The sequence below is a fragment of the Sphaerisporangium sp. NPDC005289 genome, assembly GCF_040607455.1.
Classification (GTDB): domain Bacteria; phylum Actinomycetota; class Actinomycetes; order Streptosporangiales; family Streptosporangiaceae; genus Sphaerisporangium; species Sphaerisporangium rhizosphaerae.
This window is the reverse complement of sequence record NZ_JBEXGS010000027.1, coordinates 62,188-80,146: the sequence shown is the minus strand read 5'-3', so window position 1 is coordinate 80,146 and position 17,959 is coordinate 62,188. Positions and strand designations below refer to the sequence as shown.

The following is a 17,959-nucleotide window of genomic DNA, read 5'->3' as shown; positions in this document are numbered from 1 at the left end:
GGCTCCTCCGGCTCGTCTTTCACCTGCTCTTGCCCTGCCCGAGGCTTGTCCGAGGCCCGCCGGGCAGTCCTGGCCCAGCCGGCGCGGCGGCCGTCCACAACCTGTGGGCGGCGGTCGGGCAAGCGTCCCTTGTCCCCGGCGGCCGGCCGGTGCGTTGTCCACAAGCGCGGTTGCTGTTCGCCCTTTCTGTCCGAGAAAAGCCGCGGGAAGACGTTCTCTGTCCACAGCCGGTGGATTCGGTGGGCTGAGGGCGGCGCGCGTTGAGTAGGGTTCCTGTCGTCCAAGCACTGAGAGGGTGATACGGGTGGCGGCCACTACGACTCCGCCGGCGTCCGACGAACGCGCCGACGACAAGCTCCGTGCCTGGCTGTTGCACGGGCTTCTGCAGTCCGACCGCAAGTCCGTCGGTCACCACGCCGAGCCGGCGCCGCACGAGCAGCACCACTGGTGGCAGGTCATGTGCCTCACCGGTGTCGACTACTTCTCGACCCTCGGCTACCAGCCGGGCATCGCCGCGCTGGCCGCCGGCGCGTTGTCCCCCGTCGCCACGCTGCTGCTCGTCGCGCTCACGCTGTTCGGCGCCCTGCCCACCTATCGCGCGGTGGCCGCCGAGAGCCCCAACGGCCTCGGCTCGCTGTCCATGCTCGAGGGCCTGCTGCCCGGGTGGCGAGGCAAGCTGCTCGTGCTGTTCCTGCTCGGGTTCGTCGCCACGGCCTTCGTCGTCACCATCACGCTGTCGGCCGCCGACGCGACGGCCCACCTCCTGCAGAATCCTTTCGTCCCCGACTTCTTCGAGGGGTGGAAGGTCCCGATCACACTGCTGCTCATCGCCCTGCTCGGCGTGGTGTTCCTCGGCGGCTTCAGTGAGGCCATCGGCCTGGCGGTCGTGCTCGTCGCGGTCTACCTCGCGCTGAACGTCGTGGTGGTGGTCACGGCCGTCGCGCAGGCGGTGGCCCACCCCGCCCTGGTGGGCGACTGGCGGCAGGCTCTGGTCACCGAGCACTCAGGGCCGCTCGCCATGATCGCCGTCTCGCTGTTCGTGATGCCCAAGCTCGCGCTCGGCCTGTCGGGCTTCGAGACCGGCGTCGCGGTGATGCCGCTGGTCAAGGGCGACCTGGCGCAGCGTGTCAAGGGCGCCAAACTGCTGCTCACCACCGCCGCGCTCATCATGAGCGTGTTCCTCATCGCCAGCAGCTTCGCCACCAGCGTGCTCATCCCGGCCAAGGAGTTCCACGAGGGCGGAAAGGCCAGCGGGCGGGCGCTCGCCTACCTCGCCCACACCTATCTCGGCGACCTGTTCGGCACCGTGTACGACCTGAGCACGATGGCCATCCTGTGGTTCGCCGGGGCGTCGGCCATGGCCGGCCTGCTCAACATCGTGCCGCGCTATCTTCCCCGCTACGGCATGGCCCCCGACTGGACGAGGGCCGTTCGGCCCCTCGTGCTGGTGTTCACGGCCATCTCCTTCGCCATCACCGTCTTCTTCGACGCCGGCGTCGAAGAGCAGGGCGGCGCGTACGCCACGGGCGTGCTGGCGCTGATCCTCTCGGCCGCCGTCGCGGTGACGCTGTCCTGCTGGCAGAAGCGCCATCTCCGCAGGACCATCGGTTTCGGCGTGGTCGCGCTGATCCTCGCCTACACCGCGATCGCCAACATCATCGAGCGCCCCGACGGGTTGAAGATCGCGTTCTTCTTCGTGCTGGCCATCATCGTCACCTCGCTCATCTCCCGGGCCACCCGCTCCACCGAGCTGCGGGTCAGCGCCATCGAACTGGACGAGGAGGCCAAGCGCCTCATCGACGTGCCCGGGAAGATTCGCATCATCGCCAACGAGCCCGACGCCCGCGACCGGCAGGAGTACGCCGACAAGGACCACGAGACCCGCCGCAACAACCACCTCCCCGACGACGAGCCTCTGCTCTTCCTGGAGGTCACCATCGAGGACGCCTCGGAGTTCCACTCCGAGCTGTGCGTGCGGGGCGAGGAGCGCCACGGCTACAAGATCCTCACGGTCGAGGCCGCGACGGTCCCGAACACGATCGCGGCCGTCCTGCTGCACATCCGCGACGAGACGGACAAGCTGCCGCACGTCTACTTCCACTGGTCCGAGGGCAACCCGATCGCCGCGCTCCTGCGCTACCTGGTCTTCGGCGGCGGCGACGTCGCCCCCCTCACCCGCGAGGTCCTCCGCCAGGCCGAACCCGACGACACCCGCCGTCCCCCGGTCCACGTCGGCTGACCCCCGGATCCACCTCGGTCGCCTGTCGGGGAGCCGGTGGGTGGGGCGTCAGGGGTGGGGGGTTGGGGGGTGGTAGTACTTCAGCACGGCGTCGTGGGTGGGTTTGAGGCGGTCCCACTCGGTGCGGGTGGTCACCCAGTCGATGACGCTGATCCGGCCGCCAGAGATGATCATCCGCTGCAGCTCGTGGTACGGGACGCCCTTGACGGCCCATGAGTGGTATCCGGGGCCGGTCCAGGTGCTCTCCCATTCCGCGACGACCACGCCCTTGGCGGGAGCGGAGCCCCTGCGCCCGGCCAAGGTGACTCCGGGTGTGCCGCCGTCGGCCGGTGTCGGCGGCGTCGCCGATGCTCCCGGCGTGGTGGGTGTCCTCGGTGTCGCCGATGCTCCGGGCGTCGTGGGTGTCCTCGCTGTCGTCGGTGCTCCCGGCGTCGTGGGTGCTCCCGGTGTCGGCGATGTGGTGGAGGTGGAGGATCGTGCGAAGCTCGCCGGTGTCGCCGGGGTGGCGGAAAGCTTCTCCAGGCGGATCCTGCGGTACTTGCGCACCGACCCGGACAGGGAGGTCTCGACCTCGGTGAGCAGGTCCAGCGGGTCCCGCCCACGGGCGTCGACGACCTCCACGCCCAGGTAGGCGGTGCCCGTCGGCGCCGCCCAGGTGTGCCGGCCGTCCTGTACGGACAGTCGCCAGCCGCGCGGCACGCCGGCCCTCCAGCCCGCGTCCGCGTCGTACCACTTCATCCGCAACCGGTCCGGGGCCGGTGACGCCGTCGCGGGGGCGGCCGCGCGGCTGGACAGCGTGCTCGACGTGGGAGCCTCCGTGGACGGCACGCCGTCCCGTCCGGGGGGCGTGGTGTCCGGCGGGCGCAGCATCGCCCACCCGCCGACGGCGCTCGCGATCACCACGGCCGCCGCCACGCCGGCCAGCAGCTTGGTGTGGCCGGCCAGTCTCGGAGCGGTCGCGGCGGGCGTCGTCGCCGGTGAGCGGAGCGGCTCCAGCAGCGCCTTGGCCGCCGACGCGCTCATCCGCTTCGCCGGGTCCTTGGCCAGCAGGCCGGCGAGCACCGGGCGCAGTTCGACGGGCACCCGGGCCAGTTCGGCGTCCTGGGTGAGCAGCGAGGCGAGCGGCCCCATGGAGTTCTCGAACGGCGGGCGGCCGACGACGGTCGCGAACAGCGTGGCGCCCAGCGACCACAGGTCGCCCTCCGGGGCGGCGGGCGCGCCGTCGAGGCGCTCGGGCGCGACGAAACCGGGCGACCCTATGGTGCCGCTGCGCTGCGCGTACGGGTCGCCGAGCGAGGTGGCGATGCCGAAGTCGCTGAGCACCACCCGGCCGTCGTAGCCGATCAGGATGTTCGCCGGTTTCACGTCACGGTGGACGACGCCGGCGGCGTGCGCGAGCGACAGGGCCGTGAGCACCTCGCTCGCGATCGTCGCGGCCCGGGGCACCGAGAGCGGCCCTTCACTGCCGAGGACGCGGTCCAGGGAGCGGGACGGGACGAGCTCCATGATGATCCAGGGGTGCCCCTCCTCCTCGGCCACGTCGTAGACGCCCACGATGGTGCGGTGGTTGAGCCGCGCCGCCGTGCGGGCCTCGCGCGAGGTCCGGTGGAGCATCTGGAGCCGCTGGCGGGAGTCGAGCCTGGGCGGGACCAGGACCTCCTTGACGGCGACCGGCCGGTCGAGGAGCGTGTCGTGCCCCTCCCACACCATTCCCATGCCGCCCTGCCCGAGGGCTCGCACCAGCCGGTACCGCTTCACCACCAGTTGCCCAGGTGTTCCCATCCAAAATGCCCCTTCGCGGGCGATAGAGCGAGAAGTCAGCAGATGGGAAGTCTTCCACAGTTGTCACCACCGCCGCGCTCCAACAACGCCGTCCCGCATGAAGGACGCCGGCGCCCACAGCCGCGCCGTCCCGCTCGGTTCACCGTGCCGGCGAGTGGTCTGCCGAGGCGCAGTCGAAAGGGTCCGGGTATGCCGACGGCGCGAACAGGTACGCGAACGGGTGGCCGTCCAGCCTGGGAGCCGCGAACGTGGCGGTGAAAGACCCCATGGCCGGGACTCCGTGCCCCCTGGCCACGAGTGGCTCGACACCACCACTGGGCCGGTGAAGACGAAACGGCCCGGACCTCCGTCGGCTGGGCAGAGCTCCGGTGCGGCTTGATGGGGTCCGGCCGCCTCCGGACGGACGCTGTTCACGCGCCTCAGCGCGCGGACGCGGTGATCGTGTCGCCGGGAACGACGCTTTCAGACAGGTGGGGCGGTGAGGGGTGGGAGGGAGCCGGTGGCGATGTGGGCGAGGGTGATCTCGGTGAGCGTCTCGTTCTCGAAGGTGCGCAGCGCGGACCAGACCTCGGCGAGCGGCCCCGCGACCCCGGGGAACCGCTCGCTGTGGGAGGGCACCCCCTCGACGACGAGGATGACGTCGGCCAGCGTGATCTCGGTGGCCGGCCGGGCGAGCCAGTACCCGCCCTCGGGACCCCGCTGGCTCTCGATGAGCCCCGCGCGCCGCAGCTGGAGCAGGATGTTGTCCAGAAATCTGCGGGGGATGTCCTGGGAGCTCGCGATCCGTTCGGCCGGCACCGGGCCGGGAGGAGCGGCCGCGAGCTCCGCGGCGGCGCGGAGGGCGTACTGCGTCCTGGCGGAGATCCGCATCAGCCGACCGGCTGGTCGAGCCCCCAGCGGCGCCTGAGAGCGTTGTCGGCCGCACCGAAGCACATGTCCACGACGATGCCGATGACCAGGATCACGATCATCGTCGCGAGGAGACCGGGTGCGTCGGACAGTTCACGTGCGTTGTCGAGCTGCTCGCCGATCGAGGTCTGGTGCGCGATGATGACCAGCAGCTCGCCGGCCATGAGGGACCGCCACGCGAACGCCCAGCCCTGCTTGAGGCCCGACAGGAACGAGGGCAGCGAGGCGGGCAGGATGACGTGCCGGTACAGCGCCAGCCGCCGCAGGCCGAGGATGTGCCCGGCGCGCAGCAGAATGGGCGGGGTGTAGTCGACGCCGGCGATCAGCCCGTTGGCGATGGACGGCGCGGCGCCGAGCACGACCACGAACAGGATGGCGCTCTCGCTCAGCTTGAACAGCAGGATCGCCAGCGGGAACCACGCGATGGACGGCATGGTCTGCAGGCCGGTGATCAGCGAGCCGAACGCCGCGCGCAGCGGGCGCACCCGGGACACCGCCGCGCCGACCACCAGCCCCACAAGGACGGCGACCGCGAACCCGAAGATGGCGCGGCGCATGGTCACCGCGACGGCCTGGTAGAAGTCGCCGTCGCCGAGGCGGTGCCCGAGCTCGCCGAGGACGGTGATGGGGCCGGGGAGGACGTACTCGGGACGCCAGCCGCTGAGCACCACCACCTCCCAGATGGCGAAGACCAGGAAGATCGCCGCGATCATCGGCCACGCCCGCGACCAGACGCGCGCGGCGACGCCGCGCCGCTCCTGGCCCGAGAGCTCGAGCGCGTCCAGTCCGGCGAGGTGCTGGGAGACGTCGGCGGTCATCGGTCGGCTCCCGCGGGGACGGCGCCGGCCGCGGACACCGCCTGCGCCGGCCTGGCGTGGCGCAGCACCTCCTGGCGGAGCCGGTCGGTGATGGTGGAGGCCAGACCGGCGACCTCGCCGGAGTCGGTGCGTCGCGGGCGCGGCAGGGTGACGGCGTAGTCCTCGATGACGGTTCCCGGCCGGCTGCTCAGCAGGACCACCCGGTCGCCGAGGCGGACGGCCTCGCGCACGTTGTGCGTCACGAACAGGACGGTCAGCCCCCGCTCGCGCCAGATGCGCTCCAGCTCGTCGTGGAGCAGGTCGCGGGTCATCGCGTCCAGCGCGCCGAACGGCTCGTCCATGAGCAGCACGTCGGCCCGCTGGGCGAGAGCCCTGGCGAGGGCGACCCGCTGGCGCATGCCGCCGGACAGCTCGTGCGGCCGCTTGCCGCCGAAGCCGGCCAGGTGGACCGTCTCCAGGAGTTCGGCGGCCCGCGCGCGGCGTTCCTTCTTGGTGGTGTTCCGGGCGGTGCCGGTCACCCGCAGGGCCAGCTCGATGTTGGACGAGACCGTGAGCCACGGGAACAGGGCCGGCTCCTGGAACATCATCGCGATGCGCGCGCCGCCGGTGTCGATCGTCCCGGCCGTCGGGCGGTCGAGCCCGGCGACCAGGTTGAGCAGCGTGCTCTTGCCGCAACCGGACGCGCCGAGCAGGCAGGCGAACTCGCCTTTGCCCACCGACAGCGTGACGCGGTCCAGGGCGAGCAACTCCCTGCCGTACACCTTGGAGACCGCGTCCAGCCGGACCGCGGGCTCGTGCCCGTCGACCCGGCTGGAGCGCAGCTCCCTGCTCGGAGCTGTCACTTCGACTCCTCACCCGGCGCCCCCGCCGGCCGGTGGCCGTCGGCGCCGTTTGGGCTGTTTCGACCTGCGGTGCCCGTCCGTCCGGGGGCGCCGGTGGAGCGGGGCGGCCGGCCCGCCCGGCCGCGGAGGCCGGACGGGCCGTGCTGAGCGTGATGAGCGGGGTGCCCGCCCGTGAGGGCGGGCGCGGTCACTTGTCGTTCACCGCCTGCTGGCCCTTGGCGGCGAGCACCTCGTTGAGGATCTTGAGGTCGTAGATGCCGTTGAGGTCCACCGGGTCCAGCAGCCCGACCTTCTGCGCGTGGTCGGCGCTGGTGACCAGGGAGGAGGCGATCGGGTCGTTGGTGAAGGTGATGTTCTTGAACGCGCTGTCCAGCACCTCGGGCTTCAGCGGCTTACCGGTGAGGTCCTGAAGTTCGGCGTTGATCGCCTCCTTGGCGCCCGCCGGGTCGGAGTTGATGTAGGCGGTCGACTCGACGTGCCCCTCGATCAGCTTCTTGACCAGGTCGGGGTGCTCCTTGAGGAACTGCTGCCGGACGATCAGATGGGTGATCACGAACTTCTTGTCCGGCCACAGGTCGGACTCGTTGACCAGGATCTTGCCCTTGCTCTCGAGCACCAGGCGGCTGGCGAACGGCTCGGGCACCCACGCGCCGTCGACGTCGCCGGTGGCGAAGGTCTGCAGGGTCTGGGAGTTCTCCTGCGGGACGATCGAGACGTCGCCGCCGCCCTTGGTGTCGGTCTTCAGCCCCTTCTCCTGAAGCCAGTAGCGCAGCGCCACGTCCTGGGTGTTGCCGAGCTGCGGCGTGGCGATCTTCTTGCCCTTGAGGTCGGCGACGTCGTTGATGGTGGGCTTGACGACGAGGTACACGCCGCCGGAGGCCGAGCCGGCGATGATCTTGATGGCCTGGCCCTTGGACTTGGACCAGGCGTTGATCGCCGGGTTCGGCCCGATGTAGGTGGCGTCCACCGCGTCCGAGAAGATCGCCTCGGTCGCGGCGGGGCCGGCGTTGAAGGTCGCCGTCTTGAGCGTGACGTTCGAGCCCAGGGCCTTGGCGAACAGGCCCTTCTTGACCCCGACCAGGGCCGTGGAGTGCGTGATGTTCGGAAAGAAGCCGAGGCGGACCTCGGTCTTGGCAGCGTCGCCGCCGGAGGATCCCCCATCCCCTCCGCAGGCAGCCGCGAGGGCGGTCACCGCGACCGCGGCCACCACGGCCGCCATCCCTCGTAGCCTGCGAACCCTCATTGACCTCTCCCTAATTCCTACTTAATAAGTCGGTTAGGTGTCATAACACGACATGCGGAGCCACATGTCAAGCGGGAGCGGGGTTTCGGACGCCTGTCGTTATCGCTTCGTGTCCCTGGCCGGTGGCCTCTACCAGCCCATATGACGAAATATGCCGTTATGTCGGCGAGGGGGCTGAGAGGCCGGGTCAGCCGATGGCGAGGCGGTAGGCGTGGCCGGCGCTCGCCTGGAAGGCGGCGGTGTCGCCCTCGACGGCGCACGGCACGCGCGTGCGGCAGCCGTTCAGGAACGCCGGGTTGCGCAGCCGTACCTCACCGTCATGGCCGGCCAGGACGCGCACCTCCACCAGCTCGCCGTCCCGCCAGGTGGCGCCCACCGCGTGGCCGCCCCGGGCGCGCAGCCCGTCGAAGGAGCCGTCCGGCCACGCCGAGGGCGGCGCGGGCAGCACGTCGATCACCCCGAGGTGGCTCTGCAGGAGCATCTCGGCGACGCCGGCCGTCGTCCCGAGGTTGCCGTCGATCTGGAACGGCGGATGCGTGCTCCACAGGTTCGGATGCGTGCTGTGCCGCAGCTGCTCGGCCAGCAGGTGGTGCGCCCGGTCGCCGTCCAGCAGCCGCGCCCAGAGGTTGATCTTCCAGGCCCTGCTCCAGCCCGGTCCCGCGTCGCCCCGGTGCTCCAGCGCCACCCGCGCCGCCTCGCCGAACTCCGTGCACGGGTGGATGCGGCGGCCCGGGTGCAGGGCGAACAGGTGGGACAGGTGCCGGTGGGCGTCCTCGGGGTCGTCCCAGTCGTCCCGCCATTCCTGCAACTGGCCGTAGGACCCGATGCGCAGGCCCTCGTCCAGCTCGCCCAGCGCCTTGAGCACGCGGTAGCCCGGCTCGATGCCGAGCTGGTCGGCGGCCTCGGCGGTGTTGGCCAGCAGGTCCCACACGATCTGCTGGGAGACGGCGGGGCCGGCCGAGAAGGGCCCGTGCTCGGGGGAGTGACCGGGCGAGACCACCAGGCCGCTGTCCTCGACCAGGTTCTCCAGCCAGAACTCGGCGGTCTCGCTGAGCAGGGGGTAGGCGTGGTCGCGCAGGTAGGCGAGGTCGCCGCCGAACAGGTAGCGCTCGTAGACGTGCTGGGCGAGCCACGCGGCCGCCTCGGGGAACCAGAACGCGGTCGGCCAGTCGTGCACGCCGGTGAACCCGAAGGGGTTGGTGCTGGAGTGGACCACCCAGCCCGGGGAGCCGAACATGGTCGCCGCGGTGACCCTGCCGGGGACGCGCAGCGCGTCGACGAAGCGCGTCAGCGGGGCGGCGCACTCGCTCAGCGCGGTCACCTCGGCCGGCCAGTAGTTCATCTGCACGTTGACGTTGGTGTGCCAGTCGCCGTTCCAGGGCGGGGCGGGGCTGTCGTTCCACAGGCCCTGGAGGCCGGCCGGCAGCGGCGAGTCCTCCCGGGAGGAGGCGATGAGCAGGTAGCGGCCGTAGGCGAACAGCAGCGCCTCCAGCGCACGGTCGCCGGGCCCGCCCCGGCCGTACGCCGCGAGCGCCCGGTCGGTCGGCGGCGGGCAGCCCGCCGCGCGGCCCCCGATGTCGAGCCGGACGCGGTCGAACAACCCGCGGTGGTCGGCGACGTGCTCGGCGCGCAGCTCGCCGTACGGGCGGGCGCTCGCGCGGTCCACGTGCGCGGTGACCGCCGCGCCGGGAGGCGCCCCGCGGTAGGCGGGGTGGGCGCAGGCGTAGTCGGTGCCCGCCGAGAAGACCAGCGTGACCGCGTCGGCCTCTCGGACGGCGATCGCGCCAGGCTCGTCGGTCCGGGCGCCGCCCTCCGCGAGCACCTGGACCTGGCCCTCGTAGCGCAGCCCGTTGTCCTCCAGCGTCCCGCGCAGCGTCAGCCGGCCCCCCGCCGCAGCGTACTCCGGCGGCGCGGTCAGCGGACCCGGGGCCAGGCGCACGGTCAGCGAGATGTGGGCGGGACGGTCGGCGGCCAGGCGGACGACGACCGCCTGGGCGGGGTGACTGGCGAAGTGCTCGCGGGTGAAGCGCACCCCGCCGGCGGTGTAGCGCACGGTGGCGACCGCCGTCGTCAGGTCCAGCTCCCTGCGGTAGTCCGACACGTCGCCGCCGGGGGAGGCGATGTCGAGCAGCAGGTCGCCGAAGGGCTGGTAGGCGCCGAAGCCGGGGATGCGGCCGTCCAGGCCGGCGGGGTTGCCGAGCAGGCGGGCGGCCTCCACCGGGTCGAGGCGGCCGTGTTCGGCCAGGCGCCGCCTGACCTCGGCCAGGACGCCCGGCCGGGGGGCGGGCCAGTCGCCGGACCGGTAGCCGCCGGGCCCGGCGTCCTTGGACCCCGGGCCGCCGGTCCACAGGGTGCTCTCGTTGAGGGCGAGCCGCTCGGAGCCGAGCCGGCCGAACACCATCGCGCCCAGCCTGCCGTTGCCGATGGGCAGCGCCTGCCGTTCCCACGCGTCGTGCTCATCCGGCCCGTCGGCGGGCCGGTCGTACCACAGGCTCTGCATGTCTCCCCGATCAGCGTGGTGATCGAGTGAATCCTAACGAGATTTATAAGATTCAGTTACAAGAAGCGTTAGGTGACGTTTGTTCCGTTTGTGGCGATATGGAGGACGGGGTCGCGGAGGCGCGCGACCCGCTCGCCGCCGGGTCGCCGGGGGCGCCTCGCCGCGTGCGGGTGGAGGCGGGCAGCGGCACCCCGGTCGTCTCGGAGACCTTCTCCCTGATCAGCGCCCAGTCGGGGGCGGCCGTGTCGATCAGCGGCGGAACGAATTGCACGCTCTCCAGAGGGGCGTCCTTTATCTTGCGAGAAAGGGTGATAAACGCTGGAAGCGATTCTTGAGGTATATCTGTGGATATGTAGCGCTTTGCCGCATCGGCGAGCCGGCCGAAGCTCCTGATCACCGTGAACGGGTCCGCCTGCCGGGCGACCGCGTCCAGCAGGCACCGCTGACGCCCCATGCGGACGTAGTCGTCGCCGTCCGACCGGGACCTGCCGAACCACAGGGCCTCCGCGCCGCTCAGCCTGCGGGTGCCGGCCCGCAGCACGCCGCCCGCGAGGCCGTACGGGATGTCGTTCTTGACGGTCACCCTGACGCCGCCGGTCGCGTCGATGATCCGCGCGAAGCCCTTCATGTCGACCATCGCGTAGTAGTCGATCGGAAGGCCGAGGATGCCGCCGATCGTGCGCTTGAGCAGCTCGGGCCCGCGCCGTCCCGCCGGGACGCCCGGCACCGCCTCCGGGTGGTCCTCGGCCCACTGGTACACCTCGTTGAGCAGGCCGGGGTGGTTGAGCGTGCCGTCGCCGGCGAAGCCGCCGGGGAACATCCGCCGCGCCGGCCCCGCGGGCATGGGCACGTGCTGCAGGTTGCGCGGCAGGCTGAACAGCACCGTCCTGCCCGTCCTTGTGTCGACGGCCGCCACCGACATGCTGTCGGTGCGCGCTCCCGGACGCCTGGCCGCCGCGTCCGCCCCGAGCAGCAGGACGTTCACCCGGTACCTGCCCTGCCACGGATCGGCGGAGGCGGCGCCGCGCGTGGCGAACACCGTGGTCACCACGTCGCGGCCCACGTACGCCAGCCGCGCGGCGTAGAGGGTGGGCAGCAGGGCGGCGGCGCACATCACGCCCACCGCGGCCCGCCCGAGCGAGCGTCCCGGCCCGTCGAGCCCCGGGGGCCGGACGAGCCGGTAGGACGAGACGATCACCGTCGCCCAGGCGAGGCCGAGCAGCACCGCCGCGACGGCGAGGCCCGCCAGCCGGCCGGGCCGCGCCACGAGCGCGAGCACCTCGGGGCGCAGCGCCGTGGCCGCCGCCGTCAGGCCCGCCACCAGCAGGACCTGCGCCGCGAGCAGCGCCGCGCCGGCCGCGCGCCGGCCGGCGAGCAGGTGGGCCAGGCCCCACACCAGGGCCGCCGCGAGGGTGAGCCCGAGCGCCCCGCTCAGCCGCAGGGATCCCCGATCGCCTCTCATCGGCATCGCGCCTTCCGAAACTCCCACTCCGTCGGTAATCGATAACAGATTAGTAACGGAGAGTGGCGGCACGTCCGTGTAAGCCCGCGACACACCGGAACGATCTTCCGGCGGCCGCGGGACGAAACGGCGACCATCGGGCGGAAACCGCGTTTCGCTGGTCGCGCGCCGGCCGCCTCGACCGGAACGGTCGTCCGGCGGTGGTGCGACGGAGGCGCTTCGCGCGACCGGGCCGTGCGCCGGTCGTGCGAAGCGGTCGCGGGTCACCGCCGGACCGGCGTTCCGCCGGCCGGCGGGCGGTCACCAGGTGACGGGGACCTCCAGCAGGCCACCGGTCAGACGGTCCGTGCGGGTGCGCAGCTCCTCCACCGGCACCGCCAGCTCCATCGTCGGGAACCTCTGGAACAGGGCGCGGAACACCTCGGTCAGCTCGACCCGGGCCAGGTTGGCGCCGATGCAGTAGTGCTGGCCGTAGCCGAAGGCGACATGCGGCTCGGAGGTCTCGCGCCGGATGTCGAAGACGTCGGGGTCGTCGAAGACGCCCTCGTCGCGGTTGGCCGCCGAGGGGATGAGCACGACCGCCTCCCCCGCGCGGATGGTCACCTCGCCGTACTGGATGTCGGTCTTGGCGTACCGCGGCAGGCCGTGGTCGGACGGGGAGGTCATGCGCAGGATCTCCTCGACCGCGGCGGGCGCGAGCGAGGGGTCGGCCGCGAGGGCGTCGCGCTGGGCGAGGTCGCTGAGCAGGAACACCACCCCGTAGTCGATGCGGTTGAGCGTCGTCTCGTGCCCGGCGAACAGCAGGCCGGCCCCCAGTCTGGCGATCTCGGTGTCGTCGGCGTCCATCCCGGCCAGGTCCGACAGCACGTCCTCGGACGGGTGCCTGCGCTTGTGCTCCACCAGTTCCAGGATGTAGGCGGAGAACTTCTCCATCGCCGCCGAGGACGCCGCGGGGTCGGTGGTGATGGCCATGCCGTCCGACAGCGCCCGGAACAGGTGGCGGTCCTCGAACGGCACGCCGAGCAGCTCGCAGATGACCAGCACCGGCAGCGGGAAGGACAGGTGCTCGTGCAGGTCCAGCGGAGGCGCGTTGCGCGCCATCTCGTCGAGCAGGCCGCCGACCAGCTCCTGGACGTGGCCGGACAGCGCCTTCATCCGGCGCGCCGAGAACGCGGGCGCCAGGAGCTTGCGCATCCTCTGGTGCTCCTGCTTCTCGGTGTCGAACTCGCCCATCGGGCCGCCGAGCATCACCGATCCCGACACCCTGGCCGCCGAGGCGGGGTCGGGGTGCGAGCGGCCGAGACGGTCGTCGGCGAACATCCGGCGGACGTCCTCGTAGCCGGTGACCAGCCACACCTCGTCGCCGACCGGCGTGCGGACCCTGGTGATCGGCGCGTGCTCCCGTAGTTCGCGGTACGTCGGCGGCACGTCGAGCTTGTGACGGCGCTGGAACGGCATCTGCGGGAGATCTGACACGGTGGCGCCCCTCTGGTCGGTTCGCTTCCCCATCGCGAACGGTCATCTCGACCGTCGCATTTGCGCATCGATCCCGCAATGCCCATTGTCAATACTTGTCATGACAGATTGTGATCCACTGGGCCACGGCCAGCGGGTTCACCAGTGCGCCGCTCCGCGGAAGGACGTCGGAGAAGGACGGTATCCGAGGCGCTCGCGGGCCGCGGTGATGTCCAGCGTGCGCTCCACGGCGAGATGGCCGGCGGCGTACCGGGTGAGGCGCGGCGGGTCCGGGCGTCCCAGCACGCGGAAGGCGGTCTCGGCGGCGGCCGCCAGTGGCCGGGCGACGGCGGCGGGCAGGTACGCCGGGCGCGCCGGGACGCCCCGCTCTCGCAGGAACCACCGCAGGGCGTCGTCCAGCACGACCGGCTCGGCGTCGGTCACGTTGAACACCCCCGCCGCCACCGGACCGGCGGCGGCGAGCACGCACGCCTGGGCCAGGTTCTCCACCGAGGTCAGGCTGATGCGCTGATGTCCGTCCCCGACGGCCCACAGACGGCCGCCCCGGACCGCGCCGAGCAGCCGGGGCAGCAGCGTGCGGTCGCCGGGGCCGTAGACGGCGTGCGGCCGCAGCACCACCGCCGAGTCCCGCACCAGCCGCTCGGCCAGCGCCTTGGATGCGCCGTAGGCGTTGACGTGCCGCGCGGCCCGGCACTCGTCCTCGCGCGCCATCACGGTCGGCCGGAACGGGTCGTACACGCTGGCGGTGCTGACGTGGACGAACCGGGCGCCGGGGAAGGCCCGCAGGACCCGCAGCGTGCCCCGGGCGTTCACCTCGAAGAACTCCCGGGCCGGGCCCCAGTCGGTCACGCTGCCCGCGCAGTGCACCACCGCGTCCACCTCGGGCAGCTCATCGGGCGGCGCCCCGGTGATGTCCCACGAACGGTACGGCGCCATGGTGCCCGTGGACGGCGGTGACACGGCCGCTCCCCGGTGACCGCCCGTCATCCCCATGGGCACGTGGGAGCGGCGGCCGAAGGCGTGGACCTCCCATCCCGCCGCCGTCGCGGCCCTGCACACCGCCCCGCCCACGAACCCCGACGCCCCGGTGACCGCCATCCTCATCGACCGCCGCCGCCGGTGTGTCTCGCGACCGCCGCGCGCAGGCGGGCGCGGTCGAGCTTGTCCGTCCGGCCCGCGCGGGGGAAGTCGGGCAGTACCTCCACCCGGTCGGGCAGCGCCCCGGCGTCCACCCGGTCCGGAAGGGCACGGCGCAGCGCCGCCGCGTCGAAGCCCTCGTCGGGGCGGACGGCGAGCACGACCTCCTCGTCACCGGTCTCGGGGTCGGCGACGCCCACGATGGCCGCCTCCGCCACGCCGGGCAGCGCGGCCAGCGCCGGCTCGTACAGGCCCGGGTAGATGTTCACCCCGTTCCGCAGGATCATGTCCTTCTTGCGGCCGAGCAGGATGAGCCGGCCCTGTTCGTCGAGGCGGGCCAGGTCTCCGGTGGCCACCTCTCGCAGCGGCGGTTCACCGAGGTATCCGCGGGCGAGCTGCGGTCCTGAGATGTACAGTTCCCCGTCGGCGGCGATCCGCGCGGCGACGCTGGGGAGCGGCGCGCCCAGCAGGTCGCCCTCCCGGCAGGCCAGTTTCTCCTCGGCGGAGACGATCGCGATGGGCAGGGCCTCGGTCATCGCGTACACCGACCAGATCTGGGCGCGCGGGGCCGCGGCGCGGGCGCGGCGCAGTACGGCGGGCGGGGAGGGGGCCGTGCCGAGCAGCAGACAGCGCAGGGTGCCGGGAAGCCGGCCGTCCTCCCGCAGGATGCGGTCCAGCCGCACCGGGACGCAGAAGGCGTGGGTGGCGCCCCGCTCGGCCAGCTCGCGGGCGAATGGCCGTGCGCCGGGCAGCGACCAGGTGGCGCCGGCCATGAGGGCGGGCAGGCCCAGCATGAGCTGGTCGGTGTGCACGACGTCGCCGGGGGCCAGCGGGACCGCCGAGCCGAACGACGCGGACCCTTCGGCGAGCGACCCGCGGGTATGGACGACGCCGCGCGGCCGTCCCGTCGTGCCCGAGGTGAACGCCACCACGGCCGGCTGGTCCGGCCGCGCGGCCGGGCCGTCGCGGCCGGGAGGGCCCGGGTCCTCGAACGGGCCGGCTCCTTCCAGCGGCGCGGGGTGAGGCGAAGAGGCGCGGTACACGGCGCGCAGTGGTATGGCGTCGCGGGGGACGCCGGGGAGCCACGGGCCGGCGTACAGATGGCGCACCGGACGGCCAGGGGCGGGGTCGCGCAGGTGCGGCAGCGCCAGCCCGCGATGACGGGCCAGAGCACGCAGGGGCCCGCTCAGCGTGTATGCCACCGAGTCGGCGACCACCCATGCCGGCACGGCGGTGGCCAGCCGCGCGGCGGCCACGTCGGGGGCGAGGCCGGGGTCGGCGAGGACCAGCATCCCTCCGGCCGCCACCGCGCCGAGGGCGAGCGCCACGGCATCGGGGCCCGGACGCGCCGCGAAGAGCACCCCGTCGCCCGGCCGGAGCCCGGTCATGGCCCCCGCGACGGCGAGGACCCGGCGCCGGAGTTCGCCGTACGTCAGCGTCGCGCCACGCCCGTCGATGACCGCGACACCGCCGGGGGCGCGCCGGGCGGTCTCGAGGACGCCGGTGACAACGTCGTTCACGCGGGCACCCGCCTTGTCGGGAGGTCGCCGGCGGGGCCGGTGTCACCGGGATGGTGTCCGTGCGAAGTCGCCGCCGTCCGAAGGTCGTTCACGCGGGCACCGCCGTTATCCACAGATGCCGGTAGGTGGGGATGAGCACGCCGCGCGCCGCGCCGCGGCCGCTCACCCGGACATCGTGCGCCAGGACGGCGCCGGCGATCGCGCGGATCTCGGCCAGCGCCAGCGGGTAGCCGATGCAGAAGTGCGGGCCGGCCCCGAACCACAGGCGGCGCAGCTCCGGCGGATGCGTCCGCGCAGGGTCGAACGGGCCGTAGGCGCGCGCGCAGTTGTGGGTCACGATGAGCACGCGGTCGCCCGGCCGCACCGGCACCCGCCCGACGCGGGCGGAGGCGGCGACCGAGCGCAGCATCACCGGCGTCGGGGTGGTGACCCGCATCGCCTCCTCGATCGCCCGGTCCAGCTCCAGCGGCCCGGCCGGCCGGGACCGCGCGTCGTGCAGCAGCGCGACGAGCCGGGGGACGAACGTCGCCACCGTCTCGGTGCCGGTGAGGAAGAACGCGCCCGCCGCGCCGCGCGCCTCGGCCGCGGACAGGCCGAGGGACCGCATGCGGCCCATGACCGTCGTCTCCTCGCCCCGCTCGTAGGCCGCCGCGGCGATGTCGCCGACGCGGTCCAGCACCCGGCGGGCGAGCGCGACCTGCCGCGCGGACAGCCGGCGCGAGCGCAGCGACACCATGGACACGATGCGCTCGCCGTCGGCGTACATGGCCCGCGCTTCGCCGGGGGAGACCTCGCCCATGCCGATCAGCCGGCAGATCACCGCGCCCGCCATCAGCCGCGTCTCCGCCACCAGGTCCACCGCCTCGCCGCGCGCCAGCCGCTCCGACAGCCCGGCGAGCGGCGCCCGGAGCACCTGGTCCACCAGCGAGGCGACCTGGGCGGGGGTGAACAGCGGCGCCAGCTTGCGGCGCAGCGCGGCGTGCGCCTCGCCTTCCATGTTGAGCAGCACGGACGGGCCGAGCACCGGCGTCCACAGGTCGCCGGGGGAGCCGGGGCCGTCCTTGCGGAAGCGTTCGTCCATCAGCACGGCGCGGGCGGTCGCGGCGTCGTTGACCACGACGCCGAGGCCGGGAACCCGCACCACCGGGCCGAGCCGGGCGAGCAGCCGCATCAGCGGGTAGGCGAACGGATGGGCGGCCAGGTGGAGGCGGGTCTCGTGGGAGGCGCCGTCCGGGGCCCACCGGCGCGGGCGGGCGCTCGCCGTGTCGCTCACCTGGCGCTCATCGCACGTCGACGACGTCGGGACGGTAGTGGTGGTCGGCGTACCAGGCCAGCGTGCCCGCCAGGCCGTAGGCGCGCAGGCGGCGCACCGAGCCGTACACGACCACGTCCCGCCGCGAGGCGTACGCGCCGGTCACCTTGCGCACCCGGTTGACCAGCGCGCGGTCCTCGTGCACCTCCTCGATCGCCGTGCGGGGGAAGCCGCCCGACCGCTCGTAGAGCGAGGCGGTGATGGCCAGCGTGGCGCCGGGCATCATGACGTAGGGCCCGAGGTAGGCGGCGTCGCGGTTGCCGGGACGCAGGCGGCCGAACGCGGCGGCGACGCCGACCACGAACGGGATGAGGCGCCGCTCCCACAGCTTGAGCGGGAACTCGTCGGTGCGGGGGCGCAGCTTGCCGCCGACCATCTCCAGCCCCTCGCCGAAGGCCCGCCTGATCGCCCGCACCCAGTCGCGGCGCGGCACGCAGTCGGCGTCGGTCCTGGCCAGGTGGGTGGCTCCCTGGGCGATGGCGTGCCGCACGCCGGTGTCGGAGGCGGCGCCGGTGCCCTTGCGGGACTCCTGGACGACCCGGATGGCCATCGAAGACGTGGCGGCATAGGACTTCACCACCTCAGCGGTGCCGTCGGTGCTCATGTTGTCGACCACGAGCACGGTGAAGGCGGAGTCGTCCTGCGCTTCGAGCGCGCGCAGGGTGGCCTCGATGCCCGTGGCCTCGTTGTACGCGGGGATGACCACCCACAGGTCCATG

Annotated in this window: 13 protein-coding genes; 1 reads left to right on the top strand and 12 read right to left on the bottom strand. The window is 72.9% G+C overall.

Annotated features, from left to right (window positions below):
• The first annotated feature begins 304 nt into the window (after positions 1 to 304).
• Entirely contained in the window at positions 305 to 2,239 is a 1,935-nt protein-coding gene (locus ABZT47_RS34015) for an amino acid transporter (RefSeq protein WP_354851598.1), read from the top strand.
• Between the two features lie 48 nt (positions 2,240 to 2,287).
• Here ABZT47_RS34015 and ABZT47_RS34010 read toward each other — a convergent pair whose 3' ends face one another.
• The 12 genes from ABZT47_RS34010 to ABZT47_RS33955 form a co-directional block, all read right to left on the bottom strand.
• A complete protein-coding gene (locus ABZT47_RS34010; protein ID WP_354851595.1) occupies positions 2,288 to 4,021 on the bottom strand; it encodes a serine/threonine-protein kinase in 1,734 nt (577 codons plus the stop codon).
• A gap of 462 nt (positions 4,022 to 4,483) precedes the next feature.
• Positions 4,484 to 4,891 (bottom strand): Rrf2 family transcriptional regulator, encoded by a 408-nt coding sequence (locus tag ABZT47_RS34005; RefSeq protein WP_354851592.1) that lies wholly within the window; start codon positions 4,889 to 4,891, stop codon positions 4,484 to 4,486.
• Complete coding sequence (locus ABZT47_RS34000; protein WP_354851589.1) at positions 4,891 to 5,748, bottom strand: ABC transporter permease; 858 nt, start codon at positions 5,746 to 5,748, stop codon at positions 4,891 to 4,893. The genes ABZT47_RS34005 and ABZT47_RS34000 overlap by 1 nt, the downstream gene beginning before the upstream one ends.
• Positions 5,745 to 6,590 carry an ABC transporter ATP-binding protein gene (locus tag ABZT47_RS33995; RefSeq protein ID WP_354851586.1) on the bottom strand — a complete coding sequence of 282 codons (846 nt, stop codon included), beginning with the start codon at positions 6,588 to 6,590 and terminating at the stop codon, positions 5,745 to 5,747. Before ABZT47_RS33995 ends, ABZT47_RS34000 begins: the two co-directional genes overlap by 4 nt.
• 187 nt (positions 6,591 to 6,777) lie before the next feature.
• Positions 6,778 to 7,833: an ABC transporter substrate-binding protein gene (locus ABZT47_RS33990; protein WP_354851583.1), complete on the bottom strand. Its 1,056-nt coding sequence runs from the start codon at positions 7,831 to 7,833 to the stop codon at positions 6,778 to 6,780.
• Between the two features lie 187 nt (positions 7,834 to 8,020).
• A complete protein-coding gene (locus ABZT47_RS33985; protein ID WP_354851580.1) occupies positions 8,021 to 10,333 on the bottom strand; it encodes a glycoside hydrolase family 95 protein in 2,313 nt (770 codons plus the stop codon).
• A 52-nt stretch (positions 10,334 to 10,385) separates the two neighbouring features.
• Positions 10,386 to 11,795, bottom strand: a complete 1,410-nt coding sequence (locus tag ABZT47_RS33980; protein ID WP_354851577.1) for an LCP family protein — start codon at positions 11,793 to 11,795, stop codon at positions 10,386 to 10,388.
• A 300-nt stretch (positions 11,796 to 12,095) separates the two neighbouring features.
• The gene (locus tag ABZT47_RS33975; RefSeq protein WP_354851574.1) at positions 12,096 to 13,271 is read right to left on the bottom strand and encodes a cytochrome P450; all 1,176 of its coding nucleotides are present in this window, start codon (positions 13,269 to 13,271) and stop codon (positions 12,096 to 12,098) included.
• Between the two features lie 138 nt (positions 13,272 to 13,409).
• A complete protein-coding gene (locus ABZT47_RS33970) occupies positions 13,410 to 14,375 on the bottom strand; it encodes an NAD-dependent epimerase/dehydratase family protein (protein WP_354851571.1) in 966 nt (321 codons plus the stop codon).
• On the bottom strand, positions 14,372 to 15,928 hold the full coding sequence (locus ABZT47_RS33965) for a class I adenylate-forming enzyme family protein (RefSeq protein ID WP_354851567.1): 1,557 nt from the start codon (positions 15,926 to 15,928) through the stop codon (positions 14,372 to 14,374). The genes ABZT47_RS33970 and ABZT47_RS33965 overlap by 4 nt, the downstream gene beginning before the upstream one ends.
• An 88-nt stretch (positions 15,929 to 16,016) precedes the next feature.
• The gene (locus ABZT47_RS33960) at positions 16,017 to 17,201 is read right to left on the bottom strand and encodes a cytochrome P450 (RefSeq protein ID WP_354851564.1); all 1,185 of its coding nucleotides are present in this window, start codon (positions 17,199 to 17,201) and stop codon (positions 16,017 to 16,019) included.
• A gap of 7 nt (positions 17,202 to 17,208) precedes the next feature.
• Positions 17,209 to 17,958 carry a glycosyltransferase gene (locus tag ABZT47_RS33955; protein ID WP_354851561.1) on the bottom strand — a complete coding sequence of 250 codons (750 nt, stop codon included), beginning with the start codon at positions 17,956 to 17,958 and terminating at the stop codon, positions 17,209 to 17,211.
• Between the last annotated feature and the right edge of the window lies 1 nt (position 17,959).